17 protein-coding genes are annotated in these 19,952 nt (G+C 57.7%); 5 read left to right on the top strand and 12 right to left on the bottom strand.

Going from position 1 to position 19,952, the window contains the following annotated elements:
• Positions 1-3: 3 nt before the first annotated feature.
• Positions 4-3,771 (bottom strand): DUF1631 family protein, encoded by a 3,768-nt coding sequence (locus MARLIPOL_RS05415; RefSeq protein ID WP_012137087.1) that lies wholly within the window; start codon positions 3,769-3,771, stop codon positions 4-6.
• Between the two features lie 160 nt (positions 3,772-3,931).
• Here MARLIPOL_RS05415 and MARLIPOL_RS05420 point away from each other — a divergent pair, with 160 nt between their 5' ends.
• Positions 3,932-5,002 (top strand): aminopeptidase, encoded by a 1,071-nt coding sequence (locus MARLIPOL_RS05420; protein ID WP_036190390.1) that lies wholly within the window; start codon positions 3,932-3,934, stop codon positions 5,000-5,002.
• On the opposite strand, the gene argA is transcribed toward MARLIPOL_RS05420, so the two are convergent.
• From argA to coaBC, 7 genes are all read right to left on the bottom strand, one after another.
• Positions 4,976-6,283 carry an amino-acid N-acetyltransferase gene (argA, locus tag MARLIPOL_RS05425; RefSeq protein ID WP_012137089.1) on the bottom strand — a complete coding sequence of 436 codons (1,308 nt, stop codon included), beginning with the start codon at positions 6,281-6,283 and terminating at the stop codon, positions 4,976-4,978. The two genes, MARLIPOL_RS05420 and argA, sit on opposite strands and share 27 nt — an antisense overlap.
• 24 nt (positions 6,284-6,307) lie before the next feature.
• Entirely contained in the window at positions 6,308-7,477 is a 1,170-nt protein-coding gene (gene argE / locus MARLIPOL_RS05430) for an acetylornithine deacetylase (RefSeq protein WP_012137090.1), read from the bottom strand.
• 26 nt (positions 7,478-7,503) lie between these two features.
• Positions 7,504-8,745 carry an LSm family protein gene (locus tag MARLIPOL_RS05435; RefSeq protein WP_012137091.1) on the bottom strand — a complete coding sequence of 414 codons (1,242 nt, stop codon included), beginning with the start codon at positions 8,743-8,745 and terminating at the stop codon, positions 7,504-7,506.
• A 72-nt stretch (positions 8,746-8,817) separates the two neighbouring features.
• Positions 8,818-9,714 (bottom strand): acetylglutamate kinase, encoded by an 897-nt coding sequence (gene argB, locus MARLIPOL_RS05440; protein WP_012137092.1) that lies wholly within the window; start codon positions 9,712-9,714, stop codon positions 8,818-8,820.
• Between the two features lie 25 nt (positions 9,715-9,739).
• Entirely contained in the window at positions 9,740-12,361 is a 2,622-nt protein-coding gene (locus tag MARLIPOL_RS18900; RefSeq protein WP_012137093.1) for a phosphomannomutase/phosphoglucomutase, read from the bottom strand.
• 106 nt (positions 12,362-12,467) lie between these two features.
• Positions 12,468-12,929, bottom strand: a complete 462-nt coding sequence (gene dut / locus MARLIPOL_RS05450; protein ID WP_012137094.1) for a dUTP diphosphatase — start codon at positions 12,927-12,929, stop codon at positions 12,468-12,470.
• 23 nt (positions 12,930-12,952) lie between these two features.
• Positions 12,953-14,140, bottom strand: a complete 1,188-nt coding sequence (coaBC, locus tag MARLIPOL_RS05455) for a bifunctional phosphopantothenoylcysteine decarboxylase/phosphopantothenate--cysteine ligase CoaBC (protein WP_012137095.1) — start codon at positions 14,138-14,140, stop codon at positions 12,953-12,955.
• A 165-nt stretch (positions 14,141-14,305) separates the two neighbouring features.
• Between coaBC and radC the strand changes: the two genes are divergently transcribed.
• From radC to rpmG, 3 genes are all read left to right on the top strand, one after another.
• Positions 14,306-14,980: a RadC family protein gene (radC, locus tag MARLIPOL_RS05460; RefSeq protein WP_012137096.1), complete on the top strand. Its 675-nt coding sequence runs from the start codon at positions 14,306-14,308 to the stop codon at positions 14,978-14,980.
• Positions 14,981-15,174: 194 nt separating this feature from the next.
• Positions 15,175-15,411, top strand: coding sequence for a 50S ribosomal protein L28 (gene rpmB / locus MARLIPOL_RS05465; protein ID WP_012137097.1), 237 nt, complete (start codon positions 15,175-15,177; stop codon positions 15,409-15,411).
• Positions 15,412-15,422: 11 nt separating this feature from the next.
• Positions 15,423-15,578, top strand: coding sequence for a 50S ribosomal protein L33 (gene rpmG / locus MARLIPOL_RS05470; protein ID WP_007153739.1), 156 nt, complete (start codon positions 15,423-15,425; stop codon positions 15,576-15,578).
• A gap of 64 nt (positions 15,579-15,642) precedes the next feature.
• On the opposite strand, the gene MARLIPOL_RS05475 is transcribed toward rpmG, so the two are convergent.
• The 4 genes from MARLIPOL_RS05475 to MARLIPOL_RS05490 all read right to left on the bottom strand — a co-directional run bounded on the left by MARLIPOL_RS05475 (position 15,643) and on the right by MARLIPOL_RS05490 (position 19,122).
• Positions 15,643-16,503, bottom strand: a complete 861-nt coding sequence (locus MARLIPOL_RS05475; protein ID WP_036190395.1) for an endonuclease/exonuclease/phosphatase family protein — start codon at positions 16,501-16,503, stop codon at positions 15,643-15,645.
• A 47-nt stretch (positions 16,504-16,550) separates the two neighbouring features.
• Positions 16,551-17,186 (bottom strand): thiol:disulfide interchange protein DsbA/DsbL, encoded by a 636-nt coding sequence (locus MARLIPOL_RS05480; protein ID WP_012137099.1) that lies wholly within the window; start codon positions 17,184-17,186, stop codon positions 16,551-16,553.
• A gap of 225 nt (positions 17,187-17,411) precedes the next feature.
• Complete coding sequence (locus MARLIPOL_RS05485) at positions 17,412-18,428, bottom strand: sterol desaturase family protein (protein WP_012137100.1); 1,017 nt, start codon at positions 18,426-18,428, stop codon at positions 17,412-17,414.
• 85 nt (positions 18,429-18,513) lie between these two features.
• A complete protein-coding gene (locus tag MARLIPOL_RS05490; protein WP_012137101.1) occupies positions 18,514-19,122 on the bottom strand; it encodes a c-type cytochrome in 609 nt (202 codons plus the stop codon).
• Between the two features lie 175 nt (positions 19,123-19,297).
• On the opposite strand from MARLIPOL_RS05490, the gene yihA reads away from it, so the two are divergent.
• Positions 19,298-19,951 (top strand): ribosome biogenesis GTP-binding protein YihA/YsxC, encoded by a 654-nt coding sequence (gene yihA / locus MARLIPOL_RS05495; protein WP_012137102.1) that lies wholly within the window; start codon positions 19,298-19,300, stop codon positions 19,949-19,951.
• Position 19,952: the final 1 nt, after the last annotated feature.

The following is a 19,952-nucleotide window of genomic DNA, read 5'->3' on the forward strand; positions in this document are numbered from 1 at the left end:
GCGTTAGTGTAGGCTGTCCAGCAGCCGAGGCTTTTCGATCACAAAACCCTGAGCATAATCCACACCCAGATGCCTCAGCATATCGAGAACTTCACGGGATTCAACCTGAGAGGCGATCACTTCCCGTTTCATATAGTGCGCCATATCCACCATCGACTGCACCATCGCCCGGTCGGTTTCATTGATATCCACCTGATTGGTGAACACGCTGTCCAGCTTGATCAGATCGACAGGAAGACTGCGCATTAACTGGAACGACACCGGACCGCTACCGAAATTGCCCAGGCAGAAACGACAGCCCAACTCCTTCATCTCCGACATGAACTCCGCCAGGAGATTGACGTCATTGATGGCTGTCGCTTCCGTAATTTCAAACCAGAGCCTCTCAATGGGCGCTTCCTTCTGACTCAGCTTGTCATAGATAAATTCCAGCAATGACTGATCATTGAGAGAGTAACCGGACAGATTAATACACACCCCACCAAGGTGATCCGGGTCCGGGGCCTTGTCATGCAACCAGTCCAGCATGCGCCCGACCACCCAACGGTCGACCACCTGCATGCGATCATAACGTTCGGCCATACGCACAAAATCGCTGCCGGTGATCAGCTCACCACGATCATCGTACATGCTGATCAGCACTTCGTACTGCGACAACATGCGGGTATTGGCATGCAACGGAATGATCTTCTGACACCGCAACAGCATGCGTTCTTCATCCAGGTTGCCCAGACTGGCCACTTTTGCGGCAATCTGTTCCTGCCGGGATTGATCCGTGGCATCCGGAGAATACTCAATGACCCTGCCATTCCCCTGCGCTTTAGAAGCCTTCAAGGCGTGTTCGGACGCCCGCAGCCAACGCTCAGCAGCCGTCAGTGCCGGCAACTCCGGCACCAGTCCGACACTGGCCGATAATTTGTAGCAGCGATCGTCAAAGGCAAATTCCGTGGCTTCAATATCAGCCACAATGGCCTGAGCGGTTGCCAATGCGCTTTCTGCCGGCAGCAGCCAGGCAAATTCATTCCCGGACAAGCGCGCCAGTGGCATGCCATCACCCACCCGGTCACGGAGCAGGTCCGCTACTTTGCGGAGCGCATCATCACCGGCCTGATAACCGGCCGTATCATTCAGCAACCGGAACTGTCGCAGATCCAATCGGACCAGGGCCCGTTCGTCTTCATGGCGGGCCAGTTGCTGGTCCAGCATCCGCTCAAACTCCCGACGCCCCAATAGCCCGGTCAATTCGTCATGGGTGGAGGCCCAGGATAACTGGTCATAGACCTTGCGGACCATTCGATCCAGGCTTTCATCCACCAATGGTCGCTCATACTGAGCGTCGGGGACGACAACCCCCTTGCGCATCTGTCGTGCCAGGGCATCCAGGTCCAGCTCCACCACTCTCATACCCTGGTGATTCACAAATACGAAACGACTGAAACCCCGGGCAATCCACACCAGGCGGATGTACTGGGGATCTTCGGGATCCTCCTGATCCCTCAGCCAGTCGCCGGTACGCAATTGCTGGGCACGCTGGACCCAGCGCTGAAGACTGCGCCGTTCCCGCTCGGACAGCACCTTACGCTTGTCGTCTTCGGTCTGGACGGGAGGCATTTCAACCATTTCCGGCGGTTTATCGGTTCTGCGCACCAGGAACTGTTTCAACTCTTCCCGAATCTGGGATGAGGGCATATGGTTACTTGAGATAGAAGACAAACCGTCCTGAATCACCCGCAACAATTCGGGCAGATTGATACCCGCACGGGGATCATCCGCGAACGCCAGCAGCAAGTCGATCACGGACAGATAGTCCTGCCACAACTGACTGTCCGGTCCCTGACGAATCCAGGTCAGTGAAAGCAGGTCACGCCATCCGCCCTCCAACAAACTCAACAGCGCCTTGGGCACTTTACGCCCGGCCAGCTTCCGGTTGAGCACCTCCGTAACGGCCGCCTTGGAGTCAGACACTTTCTGCGCACCTTCCGCAGCTGCAGTGACCCGCTCTACATTGCGACGATAAACCAGATTCTGACGGTCAATCAGGGTATCCAGTTCCTGGACCGTGGCTTCAAAGACACCGGTATCCTGTTCAAAATCAGTAACAATGCGATGGATCAGTTCGTCAACCCGACGCTGCACTACGGGGTTTATACGTCCACCCTTGACACCGAGCTGGGCCAACCGGTTCATAACGCCGCGAACAGGGCTCTCCTGGTCGTCGAAAAACGCCGGATCCCGCATCACCACCTTCAACACCGGCACTTCCAGTTGACGCACACGGCTTTGGGCATAATCGCTGAGCTTTGGGCTTTCCACCACACTGCGGAAAAAGCGATCGACCACATCCAGGGTCTCCTGCTGCTCGTCGTTGAGGGCAACATCGCCGCTGTCCCTGATGTGTTCGACGACGCGTTCCCTGAGTGAACCCGGCTCGTCTGATGACGCTGGCGACTCTACCTGCAAATGCTGCAGCTCCCGGTGTAATTCTCCGACCGACAGTGGTCGGGCATTGGGAGCGAAGGCCAGGGGTTCGGTGTCTCCCCGGGCCTGTCGACTCGCCGCCAGCGTTCCGATCAGGTTACGAACCGTGGCGAAAGCTGTCTGCGCAGCATTGGCGTAACTGCGAAACTCGGCGGGCGCGGTTTTACCGGAAGTGGCGCCCCCGGACCGTTGCCCGGAGTCAAGCGCCGCCGAAGTGACTGAAGCCGTATGCTGACGGGACTCATTCTTGGCCTTCGCTTGACTGGTGGCCACTTCCCGGACTCGATCATCACTCTCCGTGGACCGTTCGGACAGATATTTACTCAAGTCCAGATCCGGCATGACCCCATGACGGATCAGGATGTTATTCAACTCTTGATAGAGCGGATTCAGCTGCTGCAGCACCGACTGTTCGAAAACCTTCAAACAGACTTTCTCCACTTCACGACTGGCTTTCAGGTGACTCAGTCCGGCATGAAATGATTCGCAGACCAGCGACGGTCCCAGCGGATTGTGGTGACCAGTGGAATTGGCAATGCCTAACTTGTCCAGTCGCAACTTGAGCTGCAGCAGCTCCCCCCTGTATTGGGTGTCGGCCTTGGTGACCATCACCCGGATCGTCAGCCAGTCTTCGAACTCCCCCTTATCCACCACCGATAGTTCAGAGCCGGGAAATCCTTTGGGGGCGGGTTTGAGGGGTGACTCCAGACTTTGTGCCATCTGGTGCCAAATCACCCGCTGCCGGGCCTGGAGCTGGCCGGAAGCATCCATGTACTCATTGGCCATCTGATCGCTGCAGGCTTTCTGAGCCGCCTGCTTCAGCGCCACGATCATCTGCGCGAGACAGCTATCCATCAGCGGTTCAATAAACTGGACAACCGCACGGGCGGACTGGTGGAGGATAAACTGCACCCGATCACTGGGTGCGCGAAGGGCGGCGCGCTCCTGATGGCGGCTGCCACCACACTGCTTCAGCATCGCACTGACAGCATCAGGATTGGCACGGATAAAATGCACCCCCATCGCGCCTTCAATGCGTCGAACGATACTGACATGCAACTCGTGACGGCGGTTCCCGTCGGCGGAGCGGAAACGAACGGTGATTTCGTCGGGGGCACCCCGGGCTATCGCGCGCTCCAGCTTGCGCGACGTTTCTCCAGAGTAACGAATAAACAACCCTTCAGCACAAAAATCCGCAATCTGACAGGGCCACGCCTCCCCTGCCCCAAGGTCCAGCTGGGCCGCAAGTTTGATCGGCTGTCGGGGGCTTGTGCGACGTTCTCTGGGATCCATGAACTACCTGATATTCGGCAATGACAGAGTGATTGACTCATCCACCCTGACCAGCGTCCCTGAAAAGGTGGCCAGAGCCACCTGCTACTATACGGGGAACATGTCTGTAATATAGTGGACAACCCCGTTGCGAGACAGCCTCACCATAACATTGTGAACCATGATACAGCTTAATCAGATCTATCTTCTTTTGCTACTGGTAACCGTGCTCCCAGGGTGTTCGACCATTGGCTACTACAGCCAGGCGATTAGTGGTCACGTCTCGTTAATGCTGGCCGCTCAGCCGATCGACCACCTGGTGGCCGATCCCGACACCGATACTGAACTGAAACGCAAGCTGACCCTGGCGAACCAGGCTCGACGCTTCGCCGAGAATCGGCTCGCTCTGCCCACAGGGGATGCCTATACCGACTACTCCGAACTGGGTAGACCCTGGGTCGTGGTCAACCTCGTGGCGGTACCGGAATTCTCCCTCACCCCCCATCAATGGTGCTATCCGGTACTCGGGTGCCAGGCTTACCGGGGTTATTTCAACCTTGACGGGGCACGAACAGAGCAGCGTCAATTCCAAGAACTCGGCTATGACACTTTCATCGGCGGCGTGACCGCCTATTCAACCCTGGGCTGGTTTGACGACCCACTCCACAGCGGATTCACGAGCCTGTCCGATGATCGCATGGTCGCACTGATATTCCATGAACTGGCCCATCGAGTGCTCTACATCGACGAAGACACCGCGTTCAACGAGAGCTTTGCTACCGCCGTGGAACTGGAAGGTCTTCGGCTGTGGCTGGAGAAGCGGGGCGAGGGCAAACAATTCGAAGCCGCAGTGCAACGTCAGGCACAGCGTAATCAGACCCTGGCCATGGTGGAGAAAACGTCCCGGGAGCTCGAAGCCCTTTACCAACGCAAGGGAGAGCTAACCAGGGACGCCATGAGGCAGCAAAAAGAACAGCTGTTCGCGGAACTGGTCAGCGAATACAACCGGCGGGCCATGCACTGGGAGGAGCCCGGGCCATTGGGGAAACAGCTTGAGTCACTCAACAACGCCAACATTGCCCTGTTCCGTCAATACAACCAGTACGTCCCGGGCTTTCGACAATTGCTGAAAGAACAGGATTACCGCTTTGACGACTTTTTTGACCGGGTCATGGCGCTGTCTGAACAGGACGAAGAACAACGTGTACAGATACTCGAGCAGCTATCACAGCGCTTTGACGAATACCTTTGAATTACGCTGGGTGTTATACGACGCCAGTTTTGGCCCCGGCAACGCCTGCACTGTAGAGGGCTGGAAGCCCCGCTCCCGGAACCAGTGTTCCGTCTGGGTCGTCAGCACAAACAACCGCTGAACGCCCTGCCCGCGTGCCAGCTTTTCAACCATTGCGAGTATATCGTCCCCCCGCCCGGAACGACGATAGTTCGGATCCACCGCAAAGCACGACAACTCACCCGCGCCTTCATCAGGATAATGATACAGCGCGGCGCACCCGACAATGGTGCCGTCCCGCTCTGCGACCACGAACCGGTCAATTTCTGTTTCCAGCATCTCCCGCGAGCGGCGCACCAGAATGCCCTGCTCTTCCAGTGGCTGAATCAGTTCCAGCACCCCACCAATATCCTCCACCCGGGCCTGGCGGATCTGCTCGTAATGGTCACCACTGACCAGCGTACCGGAACCATCACGGGTGAACAGTTCCTCCAGCAGCGCACCGTCATTCACGTAGCTGATGATGTGGGACCGCCGCACGCCTTTGACGCAGGCGTCGCAGGCGGCCTTCAGTAATGCCGCATCGTGGCCGGTGACAGCGCCTGCGGCCAGCCGTTCATTGGCCTGTCGTGCGGACAATTCGCGAATCAGTGAGCCATCAGACTCCAGTAGCCCCTGATCGTCGATGAACATGATCAGCTTTTCAGCCTGCAGGGCCGCCGCCACCTGACTGCCGACGTCCTCGTAGGACAGGTTGAAGGCGTCTCCGGTGGGGGAATACCCCTGAGGCGGCAACAGGACGATATGACCGAGCTCTAACAGCTTCTCGATGCCGGCTACATCCACCCGACGAACGCGACCGGTATACCCGAAATCGACACCGTCGAGAACGCCAACCGGGCGCGCAGCCACAAAATTGCCACCACTGACGCGAATGCGGGCATTGTGCATGGGCGAATTTACCAGCCCCATGGACAGCTGACTTTCCAGGTATGCTCGCAGCCCGCCGATCGCCTGCAACACCAGCGGCAATTGTTGTTCCCGGGTTACTCGCAGATCGCGATGAAATGACGACTCAACCCCGGCTTCATCCAGCCTCTGCTGAATCTGAGGCCTGGCTCCGAACACGACCACCAGACGCACACCAAGACTGCTCAGTAGCGCGATGTCATGGATAATGTTGATGAAGTTTTCATGGGCGATCGCATCCCCGCCGATGGTCAACACCACTGTGCGCCCACGATGGGTGTTGATATAAGGGGAAGAATGGCGGAACCCATGCAGCCAGTCGTTAGATTTCAATCGTTTCTCCTGATGACCTGCATCTTACAGGCAAAACTGTTTGATCAATCCGTTGAGGATACGTACGGTCGGATCAAGCTGCGACAGTTCCAGAAACTCGTCCGGTTGGTGCGCCTGATCAATCGATCCTGGCCCCATGACCAGTGTTTCCAGCCCCAGCTTCTGCAGCCAGGGTGCCTCGGTAGCAAACGCCACGGCATGGGCGGTATGACCGGTCAATTTCTCACAGGCCCTGACCAGCTGCGCATCCGCGGGCGTTTCGAACGGCGGCACGCCATCAAACAACGGCTCAAACACCATGGACAGCTCGCGACGCTCAGCAACCGGCTGCAGTTTGTCGAGGATTGTCTGGCGCAGGGATGCCATATCCATCCCCGGCAGGGGCCGCAAATCAAAATGCAACTCACAGTTGGCACAGATCCGGTTGGGATTATCGCCACCATGAATGCATCCCAGGTTCATGGTCGGTACCTCAACCCTGAAATTCGGGTTCCGGTATTTCTCCTGCCAGAAAGAGCGCAGGGACAATAGCTCTCCCAGCGCTTCGTGCATTCCTTCCAGGGCGTTGCGGCCAAGGGAGGGATCTGAGGAATGACCGGACTGGCCCTCGAACGCCAGCCGCTCCATCATGATGCCCTTGTGCATTCGTACCGGCCTGAGATTGGTCGGCTCCCCGATTACCGCGTAACGGGCTTGAGGGCGCCCCGCTTCCGCCAGGGCCCTGGCACCGTTCATCGAGCTTTCCTCATCCGCCGTAGCCAGGATGATCAGCGGCTGCTTCAGATTCTTGTCGGCAAACTCGCGAGCCGCCTCAATGGCGAGCGGAAAAAACCCTTTCATATCGCAGGTACCCAATCCGTACCATCGATCATCACGCTCGGTCAGGGTGAAAGGGTCGCTCTGCCAGCGCTTATCGTCAAAAGGCACGGTATCGGTGTGCCCGGACAACACCAACCCACCCGGCCCACTGCCCAGGGTGGCAATCATGTTGAACTTGCCTGGCATGCCAGGCACTTCCATCAGCTCCACCGAGAACCCCAGCGGCTCCAGCCATTCCGCCAACGTTCTTACTACCGCCTCGTTGCTGTGATCCCAGTCCGGTGTTGCACTGCTGATGGATGGCAGGGCAATCAGTCGGGTCAGCATCTCGCGGATACCGGGAACCACGTCGGCTTTGTTCGTGGACTCAGACATATCAGAATTCCTGGCCCGTTCAGGGGTCACCGGGTCTGGCCACGCTGCCAGACCTCAAACATATCGATTGCACGAATCATCATTGGATAGGCGATTTCGCCACCACCGACCGTTCGGGCAACCTCCAGGGTCTGCTCGCCTACACTAACCAGCCGGCCCTCAACCACATTGTCATTGGACAGCGTAACTCTCACTGTGTGCCCAATCCAACGGCCGGCTTTCGCCACCTCCGCAGGGTACCAACCAGCCATCCGGTTATTCGTGTCTTCCGGTACTACAGGCTGCAATGCCTTCTCGGAAACCACCGGCTCCGGTGGTTCAACCTCCTTCAAATAGACATCCGGCACCGCCTGACCATTGTAACTGACCCGCAGCCCGAGGGGGCGTTCCTGCTCGACACGCTGCACGGGTACGCCAACGATTGGCTGTTCGGGATCCAGCACTAACGTCAGTTCACCACCCTCGGTCAACCACTGCCGGTATAGTGCCAGCAACTGGGCACTGGCTTCGTAGCCGCGGGCATTCAATGCCTGGCGGAAGGCATCCATGACGATACTGGTCCATTCGGTGGTCGCCACCGAGGACTCACGGGCACAGTAGGCTGCAACCCGGCGCATCAGACCACCGTCGCGTAGGGTCACGGTCATCGGACCGTCACCGCCCTGCACCATTCGTTCGCGATTCATGACGTCCACCCGCGCCCCGGGCCAGTTGATCTCCAGGCTACCGGTGCTCGCAGTCGTCAGTTCCAGATACAACCGTTCAGGAGTTTGACGGATCAGGGCTTCACCGGCGATGCCATTCACGCCCATGCGGACAAGGTCTCCGCTCCCCAACTGCTGGCGATGGTCGGGACCACACACGGGGGCAAACAACGCCGGGGTCGCCTCTCCGGAAGTGGTGACCCAGTTACGGAACATCGTCGCTTCCAGGCTCAATTCGACATTTTCGGCCCGCAGGGACCAGGCGGCCGGCACACGGCCAGGGTCCGCCAGAACCATCAGGAGTGCCAGCGGCGAGCCTGCATCAAACACCAGCCGGCCGATGTCCACCGACTGTGCCAGGCGGAAGTCCTGATAACTGGCACCGATCAACAACAGACGTCCTTCTATTCCGGAGCTGATCCTGCCCCGCTCAATGACCCCGATGCTCTCCATCGCATCCCTGGCTTCAGCCAGACGCTGGTCAGCCAGCCACCAGACCGCCGCCTTGAACAACAGCCAGCCCAGCAGAACCACAACAACAATAAAGGTCAGCAGGCGTTTCATTCATTTATCCTTGTGTCCGACCGGGATTGGCCCGCCAGACTGCACCACCACATGCCAGCTCTGAGGGCTGTTTCAATTGCGGGAGATCAAAGTTCCCACACCCTCATCCGTGAATATCTCAAGCAGGGTCGCATGGGCAACCCGCCCATCAATAATGTGTGACGTGCGCACGCCATTTTCCACCGCGTTGAGAGCGCAACGGATTTTCGGCAGCATGCCACCATGGATGGTGCCATCTTCGATCAGATCGTTGACCTGCTGGGCCGTCAGTCCGGTCAGGACCTTGCCTTCCTTACTCTTGAGACCAGAGACATTGGTCAACAGGATCAGTTTCTCCGCCTTCATGGCCTCAGCCACCTTACCTGCCACCAGATCGGCGTTGATATTGTAGGAGGCGCCATCGGGTCCTACACCTATCGGTGCAATTACTGGAATGACGTTGCTACGGGTCAGCATCTCAATCACTTCAACATTCACACTGTCAACTTCACCCACATGACCAATGTCGATGATTTCCGGACGCTCAAGCTCGGCGGAGCTATTGACCACCTCCAGCTTACGCGCCCGGATCAGGTTGGCGTCCTTACCGGTCAGCCCCACCGCAGTGCCGCCATGAGCATTGATCAGTGAGACGATCTCCTTGTTGACCTGGCCGCCCAGAACCATCTCAACGACATCCATCGTTTCGCTGTCCGTCACCCGCATGCCGTTGACGAAGCGTGACTGGATATTCAACCGTTCCAGCAGGCCGCCGATCTGGGGCCCACCACCGTGCACCACAATCGGATTAATACCCACCAGCTTCATCAGGACCACGTCCCGGGCAAAGCTGCTCTTCAGGTCCTCGTTCTCCATGGCGTTGCCGCCATACTTGATGACGACGGTTTTACCAGTAAACCGCTGAATATAGGGCAACCCTCTACTCAGAACGGATGCCACCTGCATTGCTGTTTCACGATCCAGTGCCATATTGTTGCCTTGATACTCTTGTCAATTAAAAGTCTGCACGAAGGTCAGGAGCGACTATCTTCAGCTGGTCGCGGAAAACGCTCTTGATCCGCTCCAGAGCCTCTTCGGTTTCTGCCTCAAACCGGAGCACCAACACCGGTGTGGTGTTGGAAGCACGACACAGGCCCCAGCCATCGGCGTAATCCACCCGGATTCCATCAATGGTGCTGATGCTACCATCACCGAATTTACCCTCGCTGCCCAGACGCTCCACCAACTGGAACTTACTGTCTTCAGTGACTTCGACATTCAGTTCCGGGGTACTGATATCTTCCGGGAAGTCCTCGAACACCTCGTCACTGTGACGATCCTCAACCCCGAGGATCTCCAGCAGACGCGCCGCCGAGTAAAGACCATCATCAAATCCATACCAGCGCTCACCAAAGAAGATGTGCCCGCTCATCTCTCCGGCCAGCAGAGCTCCGGTTTCCTTCATCTTGGCCTTCATCAGGGAATGACCGGTTTTCCACATGATCGGGCGACCGCCCGCCTCGGAAATCACCCCTGCCAGACGCCGACTGCACTTCACGTCATACAACACATCGGCGCCAGGATTGCGGGACACGACATCCCTGGCAAACAGCATCAACAGACGGTCAGGCCAGATAATCTTGCCACTGTTGGTGACCACCCCGAGGCGATCCCCATCACCATCAAATGCAAGCCCAATATCCGCTTGTTCAGACTTCACCCGTGCAATCAGGTCCACCAGGTTGTCAGGCTTACCCGGATCCGGATGATGATTGGGGAAATCGCCATCCACCTCACAGTAGAGAGGAATCACCTCACAGCCAAGCTCTTCCACCAATATGGGTGCGAGTTCACCGGCAATACCGTTGCCAGCGTCAAGCACCACTTTCAATGGCGCGGCGACGGCAATGTCCCCGACGATCCTGTCCAGATAGGCACGACGTACATCTTCCGACGATTGTGCGCCCTGACCGCTGACCAAGTCTCCGGTCTGGGTGCGCTGGTAAAGCTTCTGGATGGCGTCCCCGGAGAGTGTGTCTCCCCCCAGCATAATTTTCAGGCCGTTATAGTTGGCGGGGTTATGGCTTCCAGTCACCATGACACCAGACCCGGTTTGCAGGTGATGGGTGGCAAAATACAACACCGGTGTGGGTACGGCGCCCACGTGAATCACGTTACATCCGGCAGACATAATGCCCCGTGCCAGGGCGTCGGCCAGATCCGGACTCGAATGCCGCCCGTCATAACCAATACAAAGGCTGTCTATGCCACGCTCTGCTGCTTCACTGCCGATGGCCCGGCCAATAACCTGAACGATCTCCTCCGACAGGGTTTCGCCGACAATACCCCGAATGTCATAGGCACGGAAGATGCCTGCTGATATGTCGACCTGGGGCAGAGTCACTTCCTCCACTGCAGGGGCATTCGAATCATCGTCATCAGCGCCACTTCCGAGGCCCAGGACATCATCGTCACCGTCCAGCATGTCGATATCCAGCATGTCCTTGTCCTGGAACAACGGCTCATCAGTGGCGCTGTCTTCTCCCTCCGGAGTACCGGAACGCGTGGACTCCCCCTTCTTGACCACACGCTTATCCACCATCCGGGACAAGCGATGCAGCACCTCCCCCATTGAAGCCACCAGATCCCACTTCAATACTGGCAACTTGAGCCGCTCACCACTAAACACCTTATGGGCCCACTGGGTCAGTACCGATATATCCTGACGGAGACTGCGCTGGGCATTCCCCAGCACTACCCAGACCACAATGGCGGCGACCAGGGCCGGAACCAGGATCAGGATCATGGCCAGGACGGCATTCAACACTGGCGCGGGCAACGAAGCGGGCTGGTAGCTGAGAGACCACCCCGGCGCAGCCAGTGCCTGCTCCACCGTATCGCCACTACCAGTACCCCTGCTGACCACCACACGGGAAGAGCCATTGACACTTTGTACCAGCGCCATTTTTCCGCCCAGCTCACGATTATTCACCGCCAGCAACGGCTGCAATTCGGACGCATCAAAGACCACCAGCATGCTGCCCGCCATGGCGCGGTTTTCGGGCTTGCGGATGGCGGCTGCCATCTGGAAGTACCACTGGCCGTCCCGCGGGAAGGCGTCGGGGTGAAGCGGCTTGCCGGATTCAGCCCGGCGTGCCAGGTCCAGGCCGGCAAAACCGAGGGTGTCAGAGCCACCAGTCCTGCGCGGGATATCTCCGTAGGGAAACAGGTGAACGGCCCGGACGTCCGGAAGGGTGCGGCCGAGTTCCTCAGCCACGGCATCTATCCCCTCACCGCTGTCGAGGGCCTCACGTACATGGCGCTGGACAGCAAGGCCTTCTACTGCAGATTGCAAGACAGCAAGGTGTTGGTTCATCCGACTGGCAGCTGCAACAACCTCCTGTGCCGCCAGACTGTCAGCGCGGCGCAATTCCGCTGGACCCAGCACCAGCAGATAGAGCAGGGCTGCTGCCAGCAGTCCTGCCAAAAGCACTGCGGCAGCCTGGACACCAGCCACGGCTCCCAGCCGCTTCAAGCGAGGCCCTTTGGCTTCCCGGCTTTTCAGCTTCTGCTTGCCAGCCGGCTGACCCGCTGTCTCCGTGGCAGCTTCGTCCGATTTCTTCCTACCCAGCTTCATAGTCCATCCTGTACTTATATTATTCGCCCGCGGCATTGAGTTACCCAAGTATAGACGTCGGGCAATGTCTCCGCGTTTACAGACTGTTACCGGCTCCGTTACCCCGTCAGAGGGTCCCCGTTGACCCAAAACCACCGGCGCCGCGGACGCTGGCATCAAACGACTCCACCACTTCGAAATCGGCCTGTACAACTGGCACCAGCACCAGTTGTGCCAGACGCTCCCCGACATCCACAGTGAAGTCGCTTTGCCCCCGGTTCCAGCAGGACACCATAAGCTCGCCCTGGTAATCGGAATCAATCAGTCCCACCAGGTTACCCAGTACGATGCCGTGCTTATGCCCCAGACCGCTGCGGGGCAGAATCATGGCCGCCAGTGATGGATCGGCAATATGGATGGAAAGCCCGGTCCTGATCAGCTGGGTATCTCCGGGCTTCAAGGTTAACGGTTCGTCCAGGCAGGCCCTCAGGTCCAGCCCTGCCGATCCGGCCGTGGCGTATTCCGGAAACGCAATGCTGTCCCCGATGCGTGGGTCCAGAATGCGGACCTGGAAAGTTTGTCGTGTCATGGAATTTCCTGTGCGAAGGTCTGTCATTGAATCTGTTCGGCAATCAGTGCCACCAACTGGCGAGCGATGGCTGCTTTGCTTTCCGGCCCGAGGACCTGCTGCCCCGAACGCCAGAACACCGTGACGGCATTATCATCGCTGTTGAATCCGATCCCGGGCGTCGATACATCGTTGGCCACAATCATGTTCAGCTTCTTGCGCTGCATCTTATCCCGGGCATAGTGTTCCACGTCGCGGGTTTCGGCAGCGAAGCCCACCGTGAACGGCGCATCGGGACGGGCCGCGATGGTGGCCAGGGTATCGGGATTGCGCACCAGCGCCAGTGACATGTCCTCGCTGGTTTTCTTGATTTTGTCACCGGCACAGTTATCCGGCCGGTAATCGGCTACAGCAGCGGTGGCGATGAAAACATCGCAGCCCTCATCCACCGCTTGCCCCGCGGCACTCAGCATGTCATCGGCGGTAACCACCGCACGCACGTCCACACCGGTGGGTTCCGGGATCGACACCGGACCGCTGACCAGCACCACCTGAGCGCCGGCATCCCTGGCGGCGGCTGCGATGGCATACCCCATTTTCCCGGAACTGTGGTTACTGATGTAGCGAACCGGATCGATCGGCTCACGGGTCGGACCGGCGGTAATAACGACCCGCTTGCCCGACAGAGGCCCGCTGCAGACTGCGGTAATGCGCTCAAACAATTCCTGGGGTTCCAGCATACGGCCGGGCCCGGTATCCCCACAGGCCTGGGAGCCCTGATCCGGCCCCCAGAGCGTGACTTGCGGATCCGATTCCAGCAATCCGATGTTGCGCCGGGTCCGGCTGTTATTCCACATGGCCTGGTTCATCGCAGGCGCTACCACGATGGGGGCTTCGGTAGCACAGCAAAGCGTGGTTAACAGATCGTCCGCCATACCCTGAGCCAGGCGAGCAATAAAGTCGGCAGTCGCGGGGGCAATGACCACCTGATCCGCCCATTTGGCCAGTTCAATGTGCCCCATGCCCTGTTCCGCTTCCGGGTCCAGAAGTGAAGTGCGTACCGGCTCGCCACTGAGGGCCTGAAAGGTCAAGGGTGTTACGAAAGCCTCGGCGCCCCGGGTCATCACCACGCGCACCGGGTGCCCGGCTTTCTTCAACAACCGCACCAGTTCCGCACTCTTGTAGGCTGCAATACCACCGGTGATCCCCAGCAGAATTCGTTTCGCGGCCATAATTGCTCCGTATCCGGCAAAAATAAAAGGTCTATAAGATAGCACGGCAGAAGCCTCCCGGCAGCCTGCATCCCATGCTAGACTTCCGTCTGCATTTCAGTGGCCTGCGCAGGAAGCGCCGCCACGGTTTTCAAACCATCGCCTGTAAACAGCAAGGACGCGATCATGACTACCCACCCCTGGCCTGCGGACGAACGCCCGCGCGAACGGCTACTAGCCCATGGACCCGACAGCCTCTCCGATGCCGAATTACTGGCGATCTTTCTTCGCACCGGTACCGCCGGCATGCCGGTCATGGATCTGGCGCGACACCTCATCGATGCCTTTGGCGGTCTCCGGGGCCTGATGACAGCCTCCCAGCGGCAATTCTGCGACGTCAGGGGATTGGGAACGGCCAAATACGCCCAGGTACAGGCGGCCATGGAAATGGCACAAAGGGTGATGGATGAACCTCTCAGGCAGGGCGACCCCCTTCGCTCCCCGGCAGACACCCGCCGGTTCCTGTGCAGCCGTCTTGGCACCTACCCCCACGAAGTGTTCGCTGGCCTGTTTCTGGATAACCGGCACCGCGTGATCCAGTACCGGGAACTGTTTCGCGGCACCATTGACGGCGCTGCAGTATATCCGAGGGAGGTAGTCCGCCAAGCTTTGGAGTATAATGCCGCTGCGGTCATTTTTGCCCACAATCATCCATCGGGTGTTGCCGAGCCCAGTCAGGCAGATATTGCCCTGACCGGACGCCTCAAGGAGGCTCTTGGCCTGGTGGATATCAGGGTTCTTGACCATATGGTTATCGGCCACGGTGATGTAATATCCCTGGCTGAACGGGGACTGATGTAAGCCAGCCTGGGCCAGATCCAAAAAACTGGCCAAATTCCCAACAATTTTTTGCGTTGGGGGGCCAGTTCTGGTATAAAAGCGTCCCTTTCTGGCGGCGTCTGGCGAGCAGCGTGCATTTTGAGGCGCAAGTAGCAACCAGAGGCGCGATTAAACGAATTCGTATATTAAGACCATTGCTCAGGTCGGAGGCAAGTATGTCCAGAGTTTGTCAGGTTACCGGTAAGCGTCCGGTCACCGGTAACAATGTATCCCACGCGATGAATCACACCCGTCGTCGCTTTCTGCCGAATCTGCAGAATCACCGCTTCTGGGTTGAATCAGAGAAGCGTTTCGTGAAGCTGCGCATTTCCACCAAGGGCATGCGCATCATCGACAAAAAAGGCATTGACGCTGTGCTGGCCGATCTTCGCGCCCGCGGCGAGAAAGTTTAAGGAGCCGCATCATGCGCGAGAAAATCAAGCTGGTTTCATCAGCAGGTACTGGTCATTTCTATACGACCAACAAGAACAAGCGTAACACTCCGGAAAAGATCGAGATCAAGAAGTATGATCCGGTTGTCCGCAAGCACGTTGCGTACAAGGAAGCCAAGATCAAGTAATCGCGATCTGGCAACCTGAAAAACCCGGCCATGTGCCGGGTTTTTTTATTGCCCGAAAATCACCTCAGAAGGACTCAAGATAGCCCTTCGGCAGCGCGACATCCATGGCAATGGGCAAGTGATCCGACATTGGGTAGCTGACCACCTCAGAGCGGCGGATTTCCAGGCTGGGACTCACCAGGATATGATCCAGAGCTTTCTCTGGCCTCCAGCTCGGAAAGCTGTGGGCAGTATCCGGTAGTGGAATCAGATCGGTTTCCCTCAGTGGTGTCTGCGTCAGCAATTCCTCCGCATGATTATTCATATCCCCCATCAACACCACATGCTGGTAATCACCGATCAACTCCCGAATGTATCCCAACTGTCGCTGCTGTGCCGCCCGACTCAGTGACAGGTGCATCATCACCAGCACCAGCGGATCATCCTCCGAACCGTAACGGGCAATAATCGCACCGCGCCCCGGAATCAGCCCCGGCAACCGGTGCTCGGTGACATCCAGCGGCCGATACCGGCTCAACAAACCGTTACTGTGCTGGGCGATCTGCCCGAGGTTCCGATTCAGCTGCTGGTACCAGTACGGAATACCAGCCGCTTCTGCCAGATACTGAACCTGATTGATGTAGCCACTCCTCAGACTGCCACCATCACATTCCTGCAACGCTACCACGTCGTAATTCCGCAACAGGGTAGCAATGCGATCCAGGTTCCCGATGCGATTGCGATGCGGCAGGAAATGCTGCCAGCTTCGAGTCAGGTAATGACGGTAGGAGGAGGTATTGATACCGACCTGTATATTGAAAGTCAGCAGCCGGATGTGCCGGTGAGGTTCAAACTCGGGCACATGCTCACTTCCGGAACAACGCCCCCTGGGCTCTCCGGTCGGTCGGAGAAACCCATCCAGCTGCTTGCGAATGTGTCTGTACATGTTACCGGCTCACCCGACTGTGGCACACACCCCGAGACAAAGCCTGCTTACTCTGCGGAGCCGCGCTCTTTCTCGACCAGATAGTCAACGACCTCCAGTACAGCCTCATGGCCACCCGCCATAGAGGCACTGACCGTGTACTTACCATTAACAAGCATAGTCGGTGTACCGGTGATACGCGCGCCGCGGATTTTAGCCTGGGCTTTCTGCATTCGCATGTTGACCCCAAAGCTGTTGTAGTTCTCAAGGAACTGCTCGCCGTCCACACCATAACCACTGACAAATTCCGCCAGCGCCTCTCCGGAATTCAGCGGCCGCCGCTCTCCGGCCAGGGCATCGAACAGGGCATCGTGAACCTTGTCCCGCTCACCCATCGCCTCCAGCGCGAAGAACGCCCTGGCGTGCGGCTCCCAGGATTTGCCCAGAGCAGCGGGAATCTGAACATAGTCAACGTCATCCGGGCGATCCTCAGCCCAGGCTTCTACCAACGGCTTGAACGCGTAACAATGGGGGCAGCCATACCAGAACACCTCTGCCACTTCGATAGTCTCGCTGCTGTCGGTACGGACCGGAGAACTCAGCTCCCGATAGTGAGTGCCCTCCTGCCATTCGGCTGCATTGACCTGGCCAGTTATGGCGAAGGCCGCCAGAAAGGTGACTGCAGTACTCAGACTTCTAAACATCGACTGTCTCCGGTTTTGTTAATTCATTCTGGAACTGATTATGACCCAGCGTACGCAAAAAGTTCCACCGCCGCCGAATTAAAGACAGGAAAGGCAATAACGACAAACCAACCCATGCTTCTCAGACGGCAATTACCAAAGATGGTAGCCGTTTAGGGGTGGGTAGGAATTTCCAAAACATTCAAAGAAGCCACGCTTCTCCGTTTTGGAAATTCCTACCCACCCCTAATCGGCGACCCGACGAACTCCCAACCGCCCAATCCAACGACGGAAGATCACCACGAAGGGCATGAACACCAGACTGCCCAGGCTCTGGTACTTGCGGTTCTCGGCTTCGCCGATCCCGAAGGTGATATTTTCCGGTTCCGGCGTGGTGACGTAAAGGGTGCCGAACATTCGGTCCCAGATCGACAGGTTGGTTCCGAAGTTCTTGTTAAAATGCCGTGGATTGTCACTGTGGTGGATCTGGTGCTGCGCCGGGCTGTTGATCCAGCGCTCAACGCGCGGCCCAAAGGACAACCAGACATGGGTATGGCGCAGGTTGGCGGCCAGGGCATTGAAGATGAACACCAGGTAGGTGACTCCGAACAGGGTATACCTGCTGACTTCGCCGCCACACAAGTAGTAAAAGGTACCGGCGTAGAGACCCATCAGGGTCAGGTACGCCAACCGCCCCCCGATCTTCTCCACGAAGTGGATGCGGCTTGCCGTCGCCGGTACCAGTACCGGGGCGGAATGGTGCACCTTGTGAAACTCCCACAACCACCTGGAGTGGAACGCCCGGTGCACCCAATAGTGGGCAAAGCCCCCCACCAGAAACACACCCAGACCGTAAATTACCATCAGCCCCATATCCTCTCCCAAGCGGGGCCGCTCACCCCAGAGATTGGTCATGAATGCCATCCAGTCGCCCGAACTGAAAATGTAGGGATCGACAATGCCCACGACAGGCACCACGAATAACACCTTAAGCACCGCTCGCAGGAAGTAATACTGGTAGTCCAACAACGCGGAACGGTGGAAGTGGACCCGACTGCCACCGAGGAACTGCCAGTAACTGGACGCCTGGGTGACACCTGTCCGGAGTCGGTGACGGTACACCCCCCAGGCCACAAGGTAGGAAATAATCAGGAAGGCCAAACCAAAGCGACCATTGAGATCAAAGATGCCGAAGAACTTATCGGTCACAGGCTCGATGACCGTAGCATCAAGGAAGTTCAACAGTCCAAACAACAGGTCCATTCGCTAGGCCCAGGGAGAGAATTGACGGAAATAAAAAAACCGGCTTCCAGGACATGGAAACCGGTTTTTTGTGTCCGAAGACGGATCAGTTCAGGCCGGAAACATAATTGGCCACCGCCTCGATTTCCGAGTCGGTCAGTTTGGTAGCAACATCCATCATGATGGACGCGTTTGTCGTACCGCTGCGCTCACCATCCCGGTAGGCTTTCAGCTGCTTCTCAATGTAGGCAGCTTGCTGGCCACCGAGACGCGGGAAGCCTGCTGGCTCGTTGCCCTTACCTTGAGGGTTGTGGCAACCGGAACAGGCCGGCACGCCTGAGGCCAGGTTACCACCACGATACAACGCCTGCCCCTGCTCGATGAGCTCCGGATCTGCCTGATTAACCACCATAGCCTGGTCGTTGAAGTAGGCGGCCAGATCCTTCAGATCCTGGTCGGATTTATCGTTCAGCAACCCGGTCATTTCTGCAATCTGGCGATCACCGCTCTTAATGGCCGACAACTGCTGGTACAGGTATTTCTCACCCAGGCCGGACAGCTTGGGGTAAGCAGCCATTACCGGCTTGGCACCGCCTTGACCGTGGCAACCGGCACATACGGCTGCGTTTTCCTTGCCTGCTTCAGGATCTCCAGCCCCGTGTGCCATCGCTGTGAGGCCAACACCGAGAACAACTCCTGCGATCAGTTTTTTCATGCTCGCTCCGCTTCTCTCATCCAAAGTATTCTTCGTTATGCAGCCGGCAGGCACTGGCCCAGACAGGCACAAAACCGGGGCTGTTCAGCAGCATCGCTCAGCGTGCTGCCCGGAATTGGTGTAGCATTATACATTAATCCCCGATAACTGAAATCCAATAGGAAGCCCAACCACCGTGTCATCTGATCTGACTCAAAAATCGATCTCATTCAACAGCGCCCGATTCCTGATCAGTGCATCGCGGCTGGAAGAGTGCCCACCGGATTCCGGTGCGGAAGTCGCGTTTGCGGGACGCTCCAACGCCGGCAAATCCAGCGCGATCAATTCCATTACCGCCCACGGCAAACTGGCGCGCACCAGTAAGACGCCCGGTCGCACCCGCCTGATCAACTTTTTCACACTGAATCGCGAAAACTGCCGCCTGGTGGACCTGCCGGGCTACGGCTATGCCAAAGTCTCCCGGGATATGAAGGATGACTGGCAAAAACATCTGGGGCACTACCTCAACGACCGCCGCTGCCTGCGGGGCCTGGTGCTGGTCATGGACATCCGTCACCCGCTGACCGATTTCGACCAGATGATGGTGGAATGGTGTGAACATAACAACCTGCCGCTGATGATTCTGGCCACCAAGGCCGACAAACTGAAATTCGGGCAGGCCAAGACGGCCATGCTGGGCATCGCTGGCAAGCTGAAAGAGTTCCAGTGCGTTGAGCACCTGATCATGTTCTCGGCAACGTCAAAGCGAGGGGTCGATGAATGTCGTGACGCGCTGACCGCATGGCTGGAAGCTGGCAGCGACGATGCCACAGACGAAATGATGGGCTAAT

It is taken from the genome of Marinobacter lipolyticus SM19 (genome assembly GCF_000397065.2).
In the GTDB taxonomy this organism is placed as follows: domain Bacteria; phylum Pseudomonadota; class Gammaproteobacteria; order Pseudomonadales; family Oleiphilaceae; genus Marinobacter; species Marinobacter lipolyticus.